Here is a 16,884-nt window from a genome sequence, read left to right as displayed (position 1 = left end):
GCGAACTCGTGAGAGAGCGACGTCTTGAGACGTCGGGAAGGTGCGATACCGAAGTGAATCCGTCAACGCTTTCGGACGACTCCGAGAACAGGCCGGACTGGACGCCGATCGGCGAAGAGGCCGAGCGCGCGGCGCGGGTGCTGCATCCCGAGGAGTACAGCTTCCCGAGGCCCCGGCGACGTCGTGTGGTCACGGTGGCGAATCAGAAAGGCGGCGTCGGCAAGACGACGAGCGCCGTCAACCTCGCCGCCGGGCTGGCCCTGCACGGTCTCCGGGTTCTCGTGATCGATCTGGATCCGCAGGGAAATGCCAGTACCGCGCTGACGGTCGACCACCGTTCCGGTACACCGTCGGTCTACGAGCTGCTGATCGGTGAGGTCGCTCTGGCGGACGCCGTGGTCGCCAGCCACCAGTCCCCCAACCTGCTCTGCGTTCCCGCAACGATCGACCTGGCCGGCTCCGAGATCGAGCTCGTGTCGATGGCCTCCCGGGAGGCGCGATTGAAGGAGGCGCTGACGAATGAGGCGCTGGACGAGGTCGATGTCGACTACGTCTTTATCGACTGCCCGCCATCGCTCGGGTTGCTGACCGTGAACGCGCTGGTCGCCGCGCACGAGGTCCTGATCCCGATCCAGTGCGAGTACTACGCGCTCGAAGGGCTGGGCCAGCTGCTCAGCAATATCGAGCTGGTGCAGTCGCATCTCAACCCGCAGCTGGAGATCTCCACCATCGTGCTCACGATGTACGACGGGCGAACCAAGCTGGCGGATCAGGTCGCCGACGAGGTCCGGCAGCACTTCGGCGAGATCGTGCTTCGTACGGTCATCCCGAGAAGCGTGAAGGTCTCCGAGGCGCCGGGATACGGCCAGACCGTCCTCGCCTACGACCCCGGCTCGCGTGGCTCGATGAGCTACGTGGATGCCGCGCGGGAGCTGGCTGAACGAGGTGCGGGTGTGGCGGCTTGATGAGCGTGGCCGAACCGGGCGGCCGTATTCGGGGCACAGCGAGTGCCGGCGATGAGACACGTGAACCACGGGGCGCTGAAGGGCAGTTTGGGATACTGAAGGAGACGGCATGACAGATCGCAAAGGCGGACTCGGACGAGGGCTTGCCGCGTTGATCCCCACCGGACCTGTCGAGGAGGAAGCGCAGAACGGTCAGGATCCAGTACCCGGTACCGGTTCGATCGGCACTGACTGGTTCGCAGCGAACGGGTCCATCGATGGGCCGGCCGAGGACGCTGCGGCGGGAGGCGCACCGGGAAAGGAAGTCGCCGGGGCCGTCTACCGGGAGATCCCGGTCGCGTCCATCAGGTCCAACCCGCGCCAGCCGCGCCAGGTCTTCGACGAGGAGGCGTTGGGTGAGCTCGAGCACTCGATCCGCGAGTTCGGGCTCATGCAACCCATCGTGGTGCGGCAACTACCCGATGACGAGTTCGAGCTCGTCATGGGTGAGCGGAGGCTCCGCGCGGCACAACGCGCCGAGCTGACTACCTTGCCCGCCATCGTCCGGCAGACTACCGACGACGCGATGCTGCGTGACGCGCTGCTGGAGAACATTCACCGCGTGCAGCTCAACCCGCTCGAGGAGGCCGCAGCCTACGAACAGCTCCTCGAAGAGTTCGAGGTGACGCACGAGGAGCTCGCGAGCCGAATCGGCCGTAGCCGGCCCGTGATCACCAATACCATCAGGTTGCTGCGGCTGCCCCTCCCCGTGCAGCGCCGGGTCGCGGCCGGTGTCCTGTCCGCGGGCCATGCCCGGGCGTTGATGGCGCTCGAGGATCCGGAACGTCAGGAGGAGCTCGCTGCCCGGATCGTGGCCGAGGGCCTGTCGGTGCGGGCTACCGAGGAGGCTGTCACGCTCACCCGGTCCGAGCCGGAACAAGAGTCGAAGGAGCAGGCCCCGGGGCGCAAGCCGATGCAGGCTCCCGGCCTGAAGGACCTGACCGATCGCCTGTCGGACACCTTCGACACGAAGGTGAAGGTGGATCTGGGCCGTCGCAAGGGTCGCATCGTCGTGGAGTTCGGCTCGGTGGACGACCTGGAGCGGATCGTGGGGATCATGGACCCGGAGAGCGCCCGCCAGGCGCGTAACATCCACGGCCCATCGGACTAATTCGTTTCGTCACGGTGATGGTGGCGAGCCGAAGGGCCCCGTCGGTACATATCTGGTATCGAAGGAGTCCCCCGGCTCGCCACCATCGTTACGCGGAGCGCTTTGTCGCTTGGTCGACAAGGTCGGAGTAGATCGTGCCGAGCGTGCGTCCGGATGCCTCGATGGCCATCGGGACCGTGGAGGTCTCGGTGAGGCCCGGCGAGATGTTGACCTCGAGGAAGTGCACCGTTCCCGCTGCGTCGATCATGGCGTCGGTGCGCGAGATGTCGCGCAGGCCGAGCAGCCTGTGCGCCGAGATCCCGAGCTCGGCGACTCCGGCTGCGACATCGTCGGTCAGCCGGGCAGGGGCGAAGAAGTCGGTCAGCCCTGCCGTGTACCTGCTGGTGTAGTCGTAGACACCGCTTTCCGGAACGATCTCCACCGGTGGCAGCGCCTCCAGTTCGCCGTCCCGCTCCACGACGGTCACCGCTACCTCGACCCCTTCGATGAACCGCTCGGCGAGCACGGCGTCGGCGTAGGCGAAGCAGCCGACCATCGCGGTGGACAGCTCGGCCTTGTCGCGCACGACCTGCGTGCCGAGTGCGGACCCTCCCTGGTCGGGCTTGAGGATCAGCGGCAGCCCCAGGCAGTCCACCATGGCTTCGAGCATGGCCTGTGCGCCCAGCTCCCGGAACGTGCTGTGCGGGAGCACGACCCACCCGGGCGTGGGATACCCGGCCTCGGCGATCTCCGCCTTGGCCGTCGGCTTGTCCCACGCACGCCGGCACGCGTGCGCGCTCGTACCGACATACGGCACGTCGAGCATCTCGAGCACGGCCTGGATGGACCCGTTCTCCCCCTCTCCCCCGTGCAGCGCCACGATCGCCGCGTGCGGGCGCTGGTCGCGCAGCCTGGTGATCAACGAGGCGTCGGTGTCCCATTCCTCGACGTGCAACCCTTCCGGGCGCAGCGCGGCGGAGAGCCTGCGTCCGGAACGCAACGAGACGTCGCGCTCGTGTGAGAGCCCGCCGGCGAGCACGGCTACGGTTCGTTCGGCCTTGGTGCTGTCTCCCACGGGACTACTCCTGTATCGGTTGCTCTGCTGTCACCGGGTGAGCTGCCGCGTGATTCTGCAACAGTCCCTCCTCGGTATCGGTAGTGGACAGTGCGTCGGAGCTTCGCCGTGCCGGGCGACCGGTAGCAGGGCCGACACCTGTCACGCGGTGTCCGGCGACGGCGTATCGGGTCCGGAGCTCGTGCGTGCATGCACCGTACCGAAGGTGTGCACGAGTTCTATTTCGGACTCGAGTACGCCCGCCAGCCTGCGGACCCCTTCCCGGAGGCGCTCGGGTGTCGGGTAGCAGTACGATAGCCGCATCTGGCTGCTGCCCCCGGCGTTGGCGTAGAAGCCCGTTCCGGAAGCGTAGGCGACCCGTGCCGTCACCGCACGGGGGAGCATTGCCTTGGCGTCCACGCCTTCCGGGACGGTGAGCCACACGTAGAAACCGCCGGAGGGGTGTGTCCAGCTGCAGCCTGGAGGCATGTGCTGCTCGAGCGCGCCGAGGATCGCGTCCCTGCGTTCCCGGTAGTTCTCCCGGAACGTCTTGATCTGGCCCATCCAGTCGTGGCTGGAGAGGTAGCGTGATACCACGAGCTGGTTGAGAGTCGGCGGGCACAGTGTCGCGGACTCGGAGGCCAGCACGAGCTTCTCCCGCACGGCGTGCGGGGCCAGCACCCAGCCGACCCGCAGGCCGGAGGCGAAGGTCTTGGAGAACGACCCCAGGTAGACCACGTTGTCCGGGTCGGATGCCCGTAGCGCCGGGTAGATGTTTCCGTTGAAGTCGAGCAACCCGTACGGGTTGTCCTCGATCACCAGAACGCCGTGCTGGCGGCAGATCTCCAGGATCTCGCTGCGCCGGTTCACGGCAAGTGTCACGCCTGCAGGGTTGTGGAAGTTCGGGATCGTGTAGAGGAACTTGACCCGTTTGCCCTCGCGCTCGGTGCGGGCGAGGGCCTCGCGGAGGTGTTCCGGGACGAGCCCGTCGTCATCCATCGCGACATGCTCGATCTCGGCCTGGTAGGCGGTGAACGAGCCGATGGCGCCGACGTAGGAGGGCCCTTCGGCGAGCACGACGTCTCCCGGGTCACAGAACAGCCGGGTGACCATGTCCAGGCCCATCTGGGAGCCGACGGTGACCACGACGTCGTCGGGGTGCGCGGAGATCCCCTCGAGCGCCATGATCTCGCAGATCTGCTCACGCAGAGCCGGGACGCCCTGCGCCGAGCCGTACTGCAGTCCGGTGAGCCCCTCCTCGCGGATGAGGTCGGACATCTGTGCGGCAAGCGACTCCAGCGGCAGTGCCGTGAGGTTCGGCATCCCTCCGGCCAGCGAGACGACCTCGGGCCTGCTCGCGACCGCGAAGAGGGCACGGATCTCCGATGCGGTCATCCCCGCTGTCCGCGCGGCGTAGCGGTCCAGGTGAGGATCGAGGTTGTGACGGCTCGGGTCGTGCTCGTCACTGGGCTGCGTGGGTCCGGAGGGGTTCATGTGGCACTTTTCGCAAGAGATGGCTTCATGGGCTACCGCCGTGTGCGGCACATCATCTGAGTGTAACCAGGTGGGGTACGGCCACGGCCAGCGCGCGGGCGTGGGTCACACCTCACCCGTCCCCAACGGGGCACCCGCTTACGTCGCCTGTGCCGAGGACATATCCTCGGTGGTGAGCTGCTTGATCGCGGCGCCGCGACAGCGCGCCTGACCAGTCCGATGCGCCGACCCTTGGGAGGTCCCGTGTCACGACACGTCGTCGGTGTCACGCTGGACAACCTCGAACGCCTGCCGCTGCGCTGCCGCCGGTGCGTCTACTGGGAGCTCGCCCCGCACATGCGCGAGCAGGTGGAGGAGTACGGCGAGACCGAGGTGGAGAAGGAGGCCTGGATCTCGGCTGTGCTGCTGGAGTGGGGGTCCTGCGGTCGCATCGCCTACAGCGAGGATCTCCCTGTCGGGTTCGTGCTCTACGCGCCGCCGAATGCCGTGCCGCGTGCTTCGGCGTTTCCCACGGCCCCGGTCAGCGCCGACGCGATCATGCTGACCAGCTTCTTCGTGCTGCCCGAGTTCCGTTCCTGCGGGCTGGGCAGGATGCTGGTGCAGGCCGCGGTGCAGGATCTGACACGGCGAGGCGTGAAGGCCATCGAGGCGTTCGGTGACGAGGAGGCCGCCGAGGCCGCGCAGAACGCGATCGACCACAACTGCGTCGTCCCCGCGGACTTCCTGCGCAGCGTGGGGTTCAAGACCGTGGCCGCGGATGTGCGGTGGCCACGAATGCGCCTGGAGCTGCGTGCCGGCATGTCGTGGAAGGAGGATGTGGAGGCCGCGCTCGAGCAGCTGCTCGGGCAGGTCTCGGTGTCCACCGTGGGAAGCCGGGAGCGCAGCCTGGGCAGGGTGTGAGCAGTGCAGGCCTGCGCGGGCCTACTGCTTGGTCAGCTCGTGGCGCAGCACGTCCGCGAAGGTGAAGGTACCGGTCGGCTGGTCGTTCTCGCCGAGCAGGTACAGGCGCTTGACCGCGACCAGTAGACCCTCCGCTACCACATCCCGGAAGTGCGGATCCGCCATGCGGCTGCGGTCCTCCTGATTGGTGAGGTATCCGATCTCCACCCGCACGGCCGGGCACCGGGTCAGGCGCAGGAGCTCCCAGGTGCGCGGGTGCGTGCGGCAGTCGATCAGGTCGGTCCGTGCGACGAGCTCGCGCTGGATGAAACCGGCGAGCAGCTCCCCGACGGTGGACGTGGTCCCGTTGCCGGTACCGAAGTGGAAACTGGCGACGCCCTGCGCGCGTGGCGAGGTGTTGTAGTCGCAGTGCAGGGACAGCAGCATGTCGGCGCTCGCCTCGTTGGCGAACGCGGCCCGGTCCGCCTCGGACGGGGTCTGGTCGGGACCGCGGGAGATCAGCGCATCCATCCCGGTGGCCGCCATGCGACCCTCGAGCCTGCGCGCGAGGTCCCATGCGATATCGGCCTCGCGGACACCGTGGACTTCGATGCCGGGATCCTCGCCGCCGTGCCCCGGGTCGATGACGATCCGCTTGCCGCGCAACCGGGGTCCTGCCTTGCGGACCTCTTCCTGCTCCCTGAGCAGCACGGGGCGACCGCCGCTCGCGCGCGGGGAGAGCTGGCGGAGCGCGCGGACCGTGCCCGGGCCGCAGATCCCGTCGATCACCAGGCCGTAGTCCCGCTGAAAGTTCCGCAACGCCGCCTCGGTACGGGGGCCGAAGACCCCGTCGGGCCGTCCCGCGTCGTAACCGAGCTCCGTCAACCGCTCCTGGAGGGCGAACACGTCGTCGCCGTGCACCTGCGCGGACATCATGTATGCCAGCGGCCTGCTACCCAGGTGGAAGCTGGCGCCACGCAGCGCACGATAGGTAGCAGGGCCCACCACGCCGTCCGTCATCAGGCCACGGTGCTGCTGGAAGGTGCGCACGGCTTCCTCGACGACGGCATCGAACTGCTGGTCCCCTGGCGTGTGTGTCGTGTCGTTCGCTGTAGTGTCGCTCGCTGGGGGCAGCATGTTCACAGCGGTGAGTAGTGATCTGATCTCGGCGACATCAGCGCCGACGTCACCGCGGCGGAGTACCCGCATGCACTCCTCGCTCTTCCTCGCCGACCACATTTCACCCGGTCTCGACGGGCGACCCCGGGGAGGGGTCCGGGGAGTCCTATTGTGCCTTGTGAGCGGACGGTGGTTGCGCAGGGAGTCCGGGTGCGCCGAGATGCGCGTTCAGGGTACGCTATCCGGCTCACCGGTGGGTGTAGGAAGGTACGGCAGCGCTCGCCCGCCATGGCCAGGGTACGGGGCCCGGCTCGGTTCCGGGAACGGGTGAGCACGAGCGGGCACGAGCGGGCACGAGCGAGCGCTGCCCTCGGGTGCGTCAGCCGATGACGTCGGAGAGCTCGGACAGCAGCGAAGCCTTGGGCTTGGCACCGACGATCTGCTTCACCGGCTCGCCACCGGAGAACAGGATCAGGGTAGGGATCGACATGACCTGGTAGTCCCGCGCCGTCCCCGGGTTCTGGTCGATGTCGAGCTTGGCGATGGTGATCTTGTCACCGTGCTCGGCCGCGATCTCTTCCAGCACCGGCGCCACCATCTTGCACGGTCCGCACCAGGTTGCCCAGAAGTCGACGAGCACGGGCTTGTCGTGCTTGAGTACGTCGTCGCCGAAGCTGGCATCGGTCACGTTGACTGGCGTATCGGCCATCTTGTCTCCCTGCATCGTGTTCGAAGGTCGGGTCTGTCACCAGGTAGGTACGGTGGACTGGTCGTACTTCACGCGCCCGACCCCTGGTTGGTGCTACCGGCGCCAGCCGTGACTGGTGCGCCGTAACCGCCGCCGACCAGATCAGCGGCCTGGTGCGCGGCCTCGGACTCGCCGCGGGTGGCGAGCCACCGTTCCGCGTCGATGGCGGCCGTGCAACCGGTACCGGCAGCGGTGACGGCCTGCCGGTAGGTGCTGTCGACGAGGTCCCCGCACGCGAACACCCCATCGAGATTGGTGTAGGAGCTGCGCCCCTTGACGAGTACGTAGCCGTCCTCGTCGGTGTCCACCTGGCCACGGACCAGCGCGCTGTGCGGGTCGTGGCCGATGGCGACGAAGAACCCGGTCACGGCGAGCTCGGACCGCTCGCCGGTCACGGTGTCGGTGAGCGTGAGCCCACTTACGGTCCCCTCGCCCTTCACCTCGGTGACCTGCGAGTTGAGCTTCCAGTGGATCTTCTCGTTCGCCTTGGCGCGGTCGAGCATGATCTTGGAGGCGCGGAACTCCTCGCGGCGGTGGATGATCGTGACACTGCGCGCGAACTTGGTCAGGAAGGTGGCTTCCTCCATCGCGGAGTCACCGCCGCCGACGATGGCGATGTCGTGGTCGCGGAAGAAGAAGCCGTCGCAGGTCGCGCAGGAGGAAACTCCCCTGCCCAGCAACTCCTGCTCGCCGGGAACGTTGAGGTAGCGCGGGGCGGCGCCCATGGCCAGTACCACCGCGTGTGCCGCGTAGCGCGTGCCGTTGGCCGTGACGTACTTGATATCGCCGGTGAGGTCGGCTTCCTCCACGTCCTCCGCGCGCAGCTCGGCGCCGAAACGTTCGGCCTGCTTGCGCATCTCGTCCATCAGCTCGGGGCCCTGGATACCGTCCCGGAAACCGGGGTAGTTCTCCACCTCGGTCGTGGTCATGAGCGCGCCGCCGAACTGCGCACCCTCGAACACCAGTGGCTGCAGGTCCGCACGGGCCGCGTACACGGCCGCGGTATAGCCTGCGGGCCCGGAGCCCACGATGATCAGGTTACGTATGCCTTCCGCTGACACCCGGTACCTCCGCTAACGTTCCCCTCGCGTATGGGCAATGACTGTCTCGTTCTCGACGGCCAGGCACTCCAGTGTCACAGAGCACCGCGTCGGACCGCGGCCCGACCGGGTGTGGCCCGAGAATCACTCTGCCATCGCCGCTACTGTCGTCAACACGAACACGCACGCGAGTTGTTCCGTGGCGTGCGTCATGCCCGGCTGCCGCGACCGTACCGGCTCAGCCGGTGCCGCCGATCACCTCGTCGTAGAGCAGCCCTCCGCCGTCCTGGCCGCACGTCGGCGCGAGCGCCAGCAGCCGGTACTCCGCGACGTTGCCTGTGGTCAGGACCACGAGAACGGCCTGCTCGCCGTCGACGGTGCCTTGCCGTACGCCTGCCGGTCGGACATCGGGGTCGATGCCGCTCTCCTTGAGGCACGCGTCGAGCGTGCCACGATCCTCCAGCGGCCCGTAGTCCCACATGCCGAAGGTGTTGTCCAGTGTGAGCTCCGGCCGCTGCGCGTGCAGCGTGACCGGGGGAAGGTCCGTGCCCTGCCCGACCTCGGAGGCGACGGGGGTGCCGGGCGTGGTCTCCTCTGGCATGAGGATGGCCAGCGCGGCGATCGCCGCAGCCGCTGTCGTGGCCAGTCCGCCTGCCCAGCCGAGCAGCTTGTTTCGCTTGGCGCGGGCAGCGGACAGGTCCGCGACGTGAGCCGGGGGCGTCACCGTTCTCTCGTGCGCGAGCGCCGCGTCGATGCGTGCGGCGACCTCGGGTGGTACCGGCTCCGGCCGCTGCGCTCCGAAATGCGCGAGGTCCTCCGTGGTGGCATCCAGCGACCGGAGGATGTCCATCGCCTCGCTGTCGTGACGTACCCGCTCCCACAGCCTGGCGGCGTCGCCCTCGCCGAGTACGCCGGCATGCAGGTCGGCGAGCAGGTCGACAGACCACGGCCTTCCCGACGCACTGTCCGCCCCCCTCCGCGTGTCAGTCATCGTCCCTCCGTTCGGCGTGGCGGCGTCGGGTGCACCTGCTCGCTCGGGTGCGAAGGTCGTGCGGCATCCGCCGTGCCGCCTGAAGCTGGGACGTTTGCATTCGCATCCGGGTTCCGTAGATGCCCGAGAAGCTGTGCCAGCTTCGCCCGTCCCCGCGCACAGCGGCTCTTCACCGTGCCACCGGCGATGCCGAGCATCTCGGCTGTCTCGGCGACCGAGTAGCCCTCGACATCCACGAGCACGATCGGCACGCGTTGATCCTCGGGGAGCTCGCGGAGCGCGTCGGCGATGATCAGGTTTGTCTCGCGCTGCGCCATGGAGTCGCCGGGAGCGGCGGGCTCGCGGTACTCGTCGGTCTCGGGAAGCGGCACGGTCGGGCGCGCCTGCTGCTTGCGGATGCGATCCAGGCACGCGTTCACCACGATCCGGTGCAGCCAGGTGCTGACCTGCGACTCCGCGCGGAAGTTCGCCGCTGCCCTGTACGCGGAGACGAAGGCCTCCTGCAGCGCGTCCGCGGCGTCCTCGTGGTTGCGCATCGTGCGCAGCGCGACCGCCCACATCCGGTCCCGGTGCCTGAGGACGATCTCGCTGAATGCGTTCGGGTCTCCCCGTGCGTGGGCAGCGATCAGATCTGCGTCAGTTGCTGCGGCGGTCACCCGACGGAGCCTACTAGCGTCATGCCAGCCGGCATGGCCGCGTCAGCGGTTCGCCGCCTACTCGGAGGTGTAGAAGGTGAGCTCGTTGATCTCGGACTCGAACGCGCCGTCGGGACCGCCGAGTTCGGTGATCCAGATCATCACGTAGGTCACGGTGGTGGGCTCGTCGAGCTCGATACCCGTCTCGCGTTCGGTGACCTGTCCCGACCCGAGAATCTCCGTGCTGTCCAGGTACGAGTTCGGGTGCTGTGCGGTGCGGATCTCGATCTCCGTGCCGGTGCTCTCGCTGAGCACGTCGACCTTGTGCAGCTCGATCGGTTCCTCGAAGGTCAGTGACAGACCCGTTCCCGGTTTCAACGCGGGCAGCTGCTGCTTGTACTGCGACGTCACCCAGGACGTGTCCGGGTTGCCGTCGATGGCGTTCGGTGCGCGGTCCGGGTGGTCCCCCGTCCCCTTCGGGTTGTATCCCTGGACGTGACCGGGCTCGACCTCCGCGAGCGAGGGCTCGGGCCCTTCCTGACCACTGCCCGCGTTGCCCTCTCCCTGCTCGTCGGAGTCCTCGTCGTCCTGCTGCGTTGTCTCGGCCACGTTGAAGTCGGGGCCGATGGCGGCGTCCTCGTCGCTGAAGAAGCTGATCAACGACAGCCCGATCCACGCGATGATCCCGACCGCGGCTACCACGAGCACGGTCGCGCCGAATGCCAGCTTCTTACGCTGGCCCGCGTCGGTCACGGGGCGGCGGGTGGTCCAGACGGTGCCGTCGGCTTCGGTGTAGCCGGGCTGCTCCGTCTCGGCACCTGTCCGTCGCAGGTATGCCTTGTGCTCCTCGTCCTGCGCGATCTGGCTGAGCACACGCAGGAAGGCCGCGCTGGTGCGCACGCCCCCACCCCCGCTGTCCTCGATGGTGCGGGCCGCGAGCGCGGACAGCTCCTTCGGAACCTCCGGCCGGAGGTTCTGCGGGTGCCGTAGCGCGCCATCCTTGCCGGTCGGCGCGGCCGGTATGGCTGCGGGACCCTGCTCGAGCGGCCAGTACCCGGTCAGCAGCAGGTAGAGGTAGGCGCCGAGTGCCTTGACGTCGTCGCGCAGCGTCCCGTTCGGCAGCGGCCCGGGGAACACCAGCCGGACGGTGCCGTCCGGCGACCGCCTGACTCGCTGCGGGTGGTCTATCCCCAGAACGAGTCCCTGGTTGTGTGCGCGGTCCACGGCCTCGGCGAGCGGTTCGAGCATGCGGCAGGCCGTGGCGGGCGCGACCGGACCGTCGCCGATCATATCGACAAGATCGGTTCCCTTGGTCCACTCGGCGACCACGATCCCGAGCAGCCCTTCGGTGGAGGCGATCCCGTCGCCGATGCTGAGCACGTCGAGGACTCGTGCCACGTTCCTGTGACCGAACTGCGAGGCGTGCGCGGCGCGTTCGAGGGTGCGTTGTGCCCCGCGCGCGGCCGTTACATCGGCCGGGTCACCGACGAGAACGGTGAGTGCGACGTCCCTGCGGAGCTGGCCGTCCCGAGCCCTCCACAGGTGCGCACCCGCGCGCTCGTCCACACCCAGTTGGGCAAGCAGGCGATAACGACCGTCACCGACGACACCGCCCGGGGCGAGGGCGCCCCGGCTCGCCCTGATACTTGATCTCGGCACGCCACCGTGCTCGCTTCGCCAGTCGTTCACCGCAATCTCGCGACCTCCAACGTGTCCCCTTCCGAGCGTACGTCAGTCATACCGTGAGTTCCGGCTCAAACGCGATACCCGAGTTCGAGGTCACGTTCCGTGTGGCGGTCAACTGCGCCGGACGAGCCTGCTGACTCGGGACGTGACCGGCTTGAGCTCCTCGAGGCCGAGAGCGGCCAGCGCGCCGAAGGACACCCCGAGCCCGACTGTCGCCTGGACGAGCAGCGTGATCCATGCCTCGACGATCTCCGGCAACGTGCCCGGCACGAGCATGCCTGCCCCCACCGCTGTGGCGACCCCGAGAGCGCAGGCCGCCACCGTAAAGATGATCACTCCGAGTACCCGTTTGCTGCGCAGGTTGCCCAGCCTGGCCCACAGCCACACCTGGCCGAGGAACGCCCCGACGACGAAGGTCAGCGAGTTGACCAGCATCGCCCCGAGCACGATCTGGTGCGGTGCCAGCAGGATGGGGCACAGGTACAGCAGCGGGACCTTCACGGCCGTCATCACCAGCATGATCAGCGTGGGCGTGCGTGCGTCCTTGAGCGCGTAGAACACCCGAAGCTGCAGCATCACCAGCGCGTAGGGCAGTAGCCCGAACGCCGAGATCGCCAGCGCCTGGCCGAGCCGCTCGGCACCGGCGCCCTCCGCGCCCTGGCCGATCGAGTACAGCGCGATCCCCGCCGAGGAGCCGACCACGGTCATGACCGCTGCGATGGGCAGCAGCGTGACGGTTGAGATGCGGGAGGCGTACGAGAGGTGCCCGATCAGGCCGTGATCGTCCCCGTCGGCCGCGGCCCGGCTCATCCGCGGCATGATCGCGGTCAGGAGCGAGACGCCGAGAACGCCGTACGGCAGCTGGAACAGCAGCCAGGCGTTGTAGTACGCCGTCATCCCGCCCGGCGCACCCGCGGTGAGCACACGGGTGGTCACGATGTATCCGAGCTGGCTGACCAGCACGTAGCCGACGATCCAGGCGGCGAGCGCGCCGAACTCCTTCATCCGCTCGTCGATGCCCCACCGCCAGCGGAACCGGAAGCCGCTGCGCAGCAGAGGGGGCAGCAGCATAGCGGCCTGGGCGACGATGCCGATCGTGACTCCGACACCGAGGGTGAGGATCTTGGCGTCGCCCATGCTCACGGGATCCAGCGAGATCTGGCCCGGGACCAGGGCGTACACGCCGATGGTGGTCATGATGACGAGGTTGTTGACCACGGGTGCCCACGCGGGTGGGCCGAAGATGTTCCGCGCGTTGAGGATCGCCATCAGCAGGGCGAAGACACCGTAGAAGAAGACCTGTGGCAGCAGCAGGTAGGCGAACGCGGTGGTCAGCTCGGAGTTGGCCCGGTCGGTGGAGGAGTCGACGTAGATGGCGGTGAACGCCGGTGCGGCGACCACCGCGATCACCGTGGCGGCGGCGAGCGTGGTCAGCGCCACGGTGAGCAGCCGCTGCGTGTAGGCAAGGCCGCCATCCGGGTCGTCCTGGGAGCGCACGAGCAGCGGAACCACGATGCTGGCCAGCACCCCACCCAGCAGCAGCTCGTAGACGATGTTGGGCAGCGTGTTCGCGACGTTGAAGGAGTCGTTGGCCACGCCGATGCCGAGTACCCAGACCAGCATGACCTTCCATGCGAACCCGGTGATCCTGCTGATCAGCGATGCGATCGCGATCGTTCCGGCGGAACGCGCGAGGGACGGTGACTCGGCCTGGTCGGGGGCCGCCCAGCGGTCCGCGTCGTGTTCCGGCGCGCCTGCGGGTACGTCGTCTGCGCCCGGGGACGGATGTCCCGCGGCGGCATCGTCCCGACCCGGTGGGCCGGGTGGGGCGACCCGTGGCAACATCCGGGTGAGCTCGTCGTAGGGCCGCAGGGAGTCCGGGTCGGCCGTCGGCCACAGGGGAGCCTGGGTGGGACGTCCGTACGGAGCCGGCCCGCCGCCTCGCTCGGACCGTGGCCGGCCCGCACCACGGTGCCCTCTACCTCGCCCCGGCGTCTGGTTGCTCAACGCGTGCCCAATCCCCTGCAATACCGTGCAACGTCGTCGCGCGGGCCGGAGCGTCTCGGCTCAGTCGCTGTTGGTGTCGCCGGACCGCACCCTGCGGTAGATGCGATGCCCGGCCAGCAGTAGCAGTGCACCGGCCGCGGATGCAGTCACGATAACGGTGATCGCGCCGTACTGAGTGGATGCCAGCTCCAGTCGCGCGGGTTCACCCAGGTCCGTGCCGCCGGGTGTGCTCAGGGTGACATCCACGCTGAACCGTCCGGCCCGCAGCGCCGTCGCGGGAATCTGCTGGGTGTAGGACGTGTTCGCGGGCATGGTGAGGTCGGACACCGGCTCCGGCTGTACCCCGATGGTGTTGTGTAGGCCGATACGCACAGTCACCTCGACCGGTAGCTCGTTGCGTACCACCACCGGCAGCGGCGAGGTCTCCGAAGCCATGGAGATCGTCCGCCCTGGGTTCTCCACCCGGACCATGTCGCGGAGCCGGTCGAGCTCGGAGGAGACCTTCGCGACGGCACGCTCGGCCTCGGCCGGGTCCTCCTGCGCACGAGCCGAGGTGGCGCGGAGCAGGCCGCTGCGTAGCGGGCGGAGCAGCTCGCTCGGTGCCACCTGTGTCGGGGTGTCCATGGACATGGCTGCGTCCAGGTCGTTGATCACCGAGGCGAGGTTGTTGATCTCCTGCACGAGCCCGACCGGCAGGTAGGTGGCCAGGCCGGATGTGGCGGCCGCGGGACGGGCGTGCCCGCTCGTGTCCGCATCGAGCACGTCCGACATCGGTTCGAGGGCGACCATCCCCCGCTCGACGAGGAGGTCGAGCACGTCCCCCAACCTGCCCAGCTCGGCGGCACTCGGCTGCCAGGTCCGCGGAGGCGCGAGTACGAGCGGCTCGGCGCCGCCGCGCTCTCCGGGGAGGGTGCGGAACACCAGCGCGGCCAGGGCGTTCTGCGCGGCCGTCGCGGGCCGCCCCTGAGCGGTCCTGACCGTGAACGGGCCCTGGTTCGCCGGCTCCTGCTCGGTGAAGCCGAGCGCGGTCAGCTCGTCGGTGGGGATGGCGCGCATCCGGGGGTCCACGCCCTCGGAGGCACTCAGCTCGGTGGGGCTGTCGAAATCGCCTGAGGCGTTCACATCCGATTGGCCTGCGAAGACGGTCGTGGCGCCTGCTTCGTCGAGAGCACGGAGGGTGTCCCCGGTGACCGCGCCGTGCGGCCAGAAGGCCTCCGCCTGGACGGGAGTGCCGAGATGCTCCTCGAGCATGTCGGTGTTGTCGACAGCCGCCTGCGCCAGCTCGGGAAGCGGGCCCGCGAGCACGGTCGGGTCGGAGTTGCCGTACGGCATGGGGAGCACGCAGCGGTCCTCGACCATGTCGCGCAGGCGCTGCAGCCACTGATCGGCATCCTCGGCGCCGTCCCCGGCGACGGTGCTGCCTGAGCCGCCGTCGTCACCGACCCGGTAACCCTCCGTCATCGCGTCGGCCACGGCCACGAGTTCTGGGTCGATGGCGAAGCACACCGAGCGGGCGAGCCCGGGATCGTCCTCGGCGCCGGGAGCGGCACTGACCAGGTCGTGCAATCGCCCTCCGGGGCTCATGGATTCCGCGAGCTCCTCATCGGCCAGGACCAGCTCGTTGTCGAGCGACTCGTCAACGACCGAGGAGGGGGCAGCGATCGGCCACAGCATGGACACCGGCCGTGCCCGGCCCGCGCGTTCGGTCGTCTCGCCGCCAGGGGGGTCCAGCACCGGAAGCACCATGCTGAAGGCCGCCAGCCGGGCAGGCCCGCCGTACTCCGGTTGCCCGTTGACGTTGACCAGCAGCGGGTACAGACCCTCCTCGACCAGCTCGAGCGCGTCCGGCTCGGCCGTGCCCTGCGAGCCGATCGGCACGGACACCGTCACCGGTGTGCTCTCCCCCGGTTCGAGCAGTCCGACGACCTCTTCGAACGGGCTGGCCTGCGCGTCGGTACGGGCCGCGCCCGTGATCGCCGTGCGCACGTCCTCGACCCCGCGCTGCTGGACTCCCAGCTGGACGCGCACCCGCAGGTCGTTGATCGTCCGGTCCCCGATATTGGTCAACGTGGCGGTGACCGTCAGCGTCTCGCTGCCGGCTGTGACGACACGAGGAGCGACGTGCTCGACGTCCAGCGCAAGGCGTTCCTGCTCGACGTGCAGTGGCTGAGCCGTGGAGGCTGCCTGTCCGAGCAGGGCCTGGGCGAGCAGGAAACCTGCCGCCAGCAGTAGCGCTGCCGCACGGTGCCTGCCGGTTGAACGCACGGGGTAGACCTCGTTGCCTGCGGGCTTGTTCATCAATCGGGCTGTTCACCTCAGTCAGGTCACCGGACGTGGCCTGTCACCTGTTTCTCGCCGGTCGCGAGCCGCCCCCAGACGGCCGCGCGCGCCGAGGCGTGCGTAGCCCTCCGGGCGGGTACCTCTAGTCTCTGCCCACCAATGCCTCCCGGGCTTTGGCCGCGAGCTTGCGCTCGTCGGCGTAGGCCAGCACATCGGCGAGTTCGGCAAACGGTACCCAGGCGACCTCGGTCACCTCGGTATCGGCTGTGGACAACTCCCCGCCGGTGGCCTCGAGGAGGAAGTGGTGCACCGTCTTGTGCACGCGCCTGCCGTCGGCGACGAACCAGTAGTCGATCGTACCGAGCGAATCCAGCACACGTGCCGAAATACCGGTCTCCTCCTTCACCTCGCGCACGGCGGTTTGTTCCCGCGACTCGCCTTCCTCGATGTGGCCCTTCGGTAGTGACCACAGCAGCGAGCCGTTACGGTCCAGTCTGCCGATCAGCACGGCGTGCGTGCGTGCGCCGTCCACCACGAGGCCACCGGCCGAAGTCTCGTTCACCGTGGTCATACGACGGCGCCGGTGACGTCGGGGGCGGCGCCCTGGACTGGCGGCGCCGGAGTGACCGGCAGACGAAGGCATGATGCGATGTTAGAGCACGTACCCTGCTCGTCTTGTGAAGAAGTCCGGGATCGGCGACGTCCGCGGGGACCCCCCGTCCGGGCTCCGGTCCGGTCGCCGGCCGGGAAATCGCAGGTCACGCGGTATTCCGGTCGCTCGAACAGCGGTGCATGGCCTGGCTCACGGATCAGGCCACCGCTCGCCCGCGCGCAGCGCGCCGGTACTCTGATGAGTT

General features: G+C 68.6%; 14 protein-coding genes. 3 read left to right on the top strand and 11 right to left on the bottom strand.

Annotation, left to right across the window (positions count from 1 at the left end; genetic code table 11):
• Window positions 1–53 precede the first annotated feature (53 nt).
• Window positions 54–965: a ParA family protein gene (locus CHB84_RS00560; protein ID WP_245818469.1), complete on the top strand. Its 912-nt coding sequence runs from the start codon at window positions 54–56 to the stop codon at window positions 963–965.
• Window positions 966–1,074: 109 nt separating this feature from the next.
• Window positions 1,075–2,115: a ParB/RepB/Spo0J family partition protein gene (locus CHB84_RS00555; RefSeq protein WP_089299465.1), complete on the top strand. Its 1,041-nt coding sequence runs from the start codon at window positions 1,075–1,077 to the stop codon at window positions 2,113–2,115.
• Between the two features lie 88 nt (window positions 2,116–2,203).
• Here CHB84_RS00555 and CHB84_RS00550 read toward each other — a convergent pair whose 3' ends face one another.
• Both CHB84_RS00550 and CHB84_RS00545 read right to left on the bottom strand, forming a co-directional pair.
• The gene (locus CHB84_RS00550; RefSeq protein ID WP_089299464.1) at window positions 2,204–3,169 is read right to left on the bottom strand and encodes a D-alanine--D-alanine ligase family protein; all 966 of its coding nucleotides are present in this window, start codon (window positions 3,167–3,169) and stop codon (window positions 2,204–2,206) included.
• Between the two features lie 141 nt (window positions 3,170–3,310).
• Window positions 3,311–4,642, bottom strand: a complete 1,332-nt coding sequence (locus CHB84_RS00545; protein WP_089299463.1) for an aminotransferase-like domain-containing protein — start codon at window positions 4,640–4,642, stop codon at window positions 3,311–3,313.
• A 243-nt stretch (window positions 4,643–4,885) separates the two neighbouring features.
• Between CHB84_RS00545 and CHB84_RS00540 the strand changes: the two genes are divergently transcribed.
• On the top strand, window positions 4,886–5,542 hold the full coding sequence (locus CHB84_RS00540) for a GNAT family N-acetyltransferase (RefSeq protein ID WP_089299462.1): 657 nt from the start codon (window positions 4,886–4,888) through the stop codon (window positions 5,540–5,542).
• 21 nt (window positions 5,543–5,563) lie between these two features.
• Here the strand turns inward: CHB84_RS00540 and CHB84_RS00535 are convergent, their stop codons facing one another.
• From CHB84_RS00535 to CHB84_RS00495, 9 genes are all read right to left on the bottom strand, one after another.
• Window positions 5,564–6,730 carry an N-acetylmuramoyl-L-alanine amidase gene (locus tag CHB84_RS00535; RefSeq protein ID WP_089299645.1) on the bottom strand — a complete coding sequence of 389 codons (1,167 nt, stop codon included), beginning with the start codon at window positions 6,728–6,730 and terminating at the stop codon, window positions 5,564–5,566.
• 289 nt (window positions 6,731–7,019) lie between these two features.
• A complete protein-coding gene (gene trxA, locus CHB84_RS00530) occupies window positions 7,020–7,349 on the bottom strand; it encodes a thioredoxin (RefSeq protein WP_089299461.1) in 330 nt (109 codons plus the stop codon).
• Window positions 7,350–7,417: 68 nt separating this feature from the next.
• On the bottom strand, window positions 7,418–8,449 hold the full coding sequence (gene trxB, locus CHB84_RS00525) for a thioredoxin-disulfide reductase (RefSeq protein WP_089299460.1): 1,032 nt from the start codon (window positions 8,447–8,449) through the stop codon (window positions 7,418–7,420).
• 217 nt (window positions 8,450–8,666) lie between these two features.
• On the bottom strand, window positions 8,667–9,419 hold the full coding sequence (locus tag CHB84_RS00520; RefSeq protein ID WP_089299459.1) for a hypothetical protein: 753 nt from the start codon (window positions 9,417–9,419) through the stop codon (window positions 8,667–8,669).
• Window positions 9,416–10,075, bottom strand: coding sequence for an RNA polymerase sigma factor SigM (gene sigM, locus CHB84_RS00515; RefSeq protein WP_089299458.1), 660 nt, complete (start codon window positions 10,073–10,075; stop codon window positions 9,416–9,418). Before sigM ends, CHB84_RS00520 begins: the two co-directional genes overlap by 4 nt.
• Before the next feature lie 57 nt (window positions 10,076–10,132).
• Window positions 10,133–11,713, bottom strand: a complete 1,581-nt coding sequence (locus CHB84_RS00510) for a protein kinase family protein (RefSeq protein ID WP_245818468.1) — start codon at window positions 11,711–11,713, stop codon at window positions 10,133–10,135.
• Window positions 11,714–11,851: 138 nt separating this feature from the next.
• Window positions 11,852–13,585, bottom strand: a complete 1,734-nt coding sequence (murJ, locus tag CHB84_RS00505; RefSeq protein WP_089299456.1) for a murein biosynthesis integral membrane protein MurJ — start codon at window positions 13,583–13,585, stop codon at window positions 11,852–11,854.
• A gap of 222 nt (window positions 13,586–13,807) precedes the next feature.
• The gene (locus CHB84_RS00500; RefSeq protein WP_089299455.1) at window positions 13,808–16,045 is read right to left on the bottom strand and encodes a DUF6049 family protein; all 2,238 of its coding nucleotides are present in this window, start codon (window positions 16,043–16,045) and stop codon (window positions 13,808–13,810) included.
• Between the two features lie 124 nt (window positions 16,046–16,169).
• Window positions 16,170–16,670: an NUDIX hydrolase gene (locus CHB84_RS00495; RefSeq protein WP_089299454.1), complete on the bottom strand. Its 501-nt coding sequence runs from the start codon at window positions 16,668–16,670 to the stop codon at window positions 16,170–16,172.
• Between the last annotated feature and the right edge of the window lie 214 nt (window positions 16,671–16,884).

Source organism: Haloechinothrix alba, from assembly GCF_900188115.1.
GTDB lineage: Bacteria > Actinomycetota > Actinomycetes > Mycobacteriales > Pseudonocardiaceae > Haloechinothrix > Haloechinothrix alba.
The sequence above is the reverse complement of the archived record's forward strand: the minus strand, read 5'-3'. Positions and strand labels throughout refer to the sequence as shown.

Excerpts from the sequence above, each read along its gene's own strand:
- CHB84_RS00555 (WP_089299465.1), top strand. The coding sequence starts at position 1,075 with ATGACAGATCGCAAAGGCGGACTCGGACGAGGGCTTGCCGCGTTGATC.
- CHB84_RS00545 (WP_089299463.1), bottom strand. The coding sequence starts at position 4,642 with ATGAACCCCTCCGGACCCACGCAGCCCAGTGACGAGCACGACCCGAGC.
- CHB84_RS00535 (WP_089299645.1), bottom strand. The coding sequence starts at position 6,730 with ATGCGGGTACTCCGCCGCGGTGACGTCGGCGCTGATGTCGCCGAGATC.
- trxA (WP_089299461.1), bottom strand. The coding sequence starts at position 7,349 with ATGGCCGATACGCCAGTCAACGTGACCGATGCCAGCTTCGGCGACGAC.
- CHB84_RS00520 (WP_089299459.1), bottom strand. The coding sequence starts at position 9,419 with ATGACTGACACGCGGAGGGGGGCGGACAGTGCGTCGGGAAGGCCGTGG.
- murJ (WP_089299456.1), bottom strand. The coding sequence starts at position 13,585 with ATGTTGCCACGGGTCGCCCCACCCGGCCCACCGGGTCGGGACGATGCC.
- CHB84_RS00500 (WP_089299455.1), bottom strand. The coding sequence starts at position 16,045 with ATGAACAAGCCCGCAGGCAACGAGGTCTACCCCGTGCGTTCAACCGGC.
- CHB84_RS00495 (WP_089299454.1), bottom strand. The coding sequence starts at position 16,670 with ATGCCTTCGTCTGCCGGTCACTCCGGCGCCGCCAGTCCAGGGCGCCGC.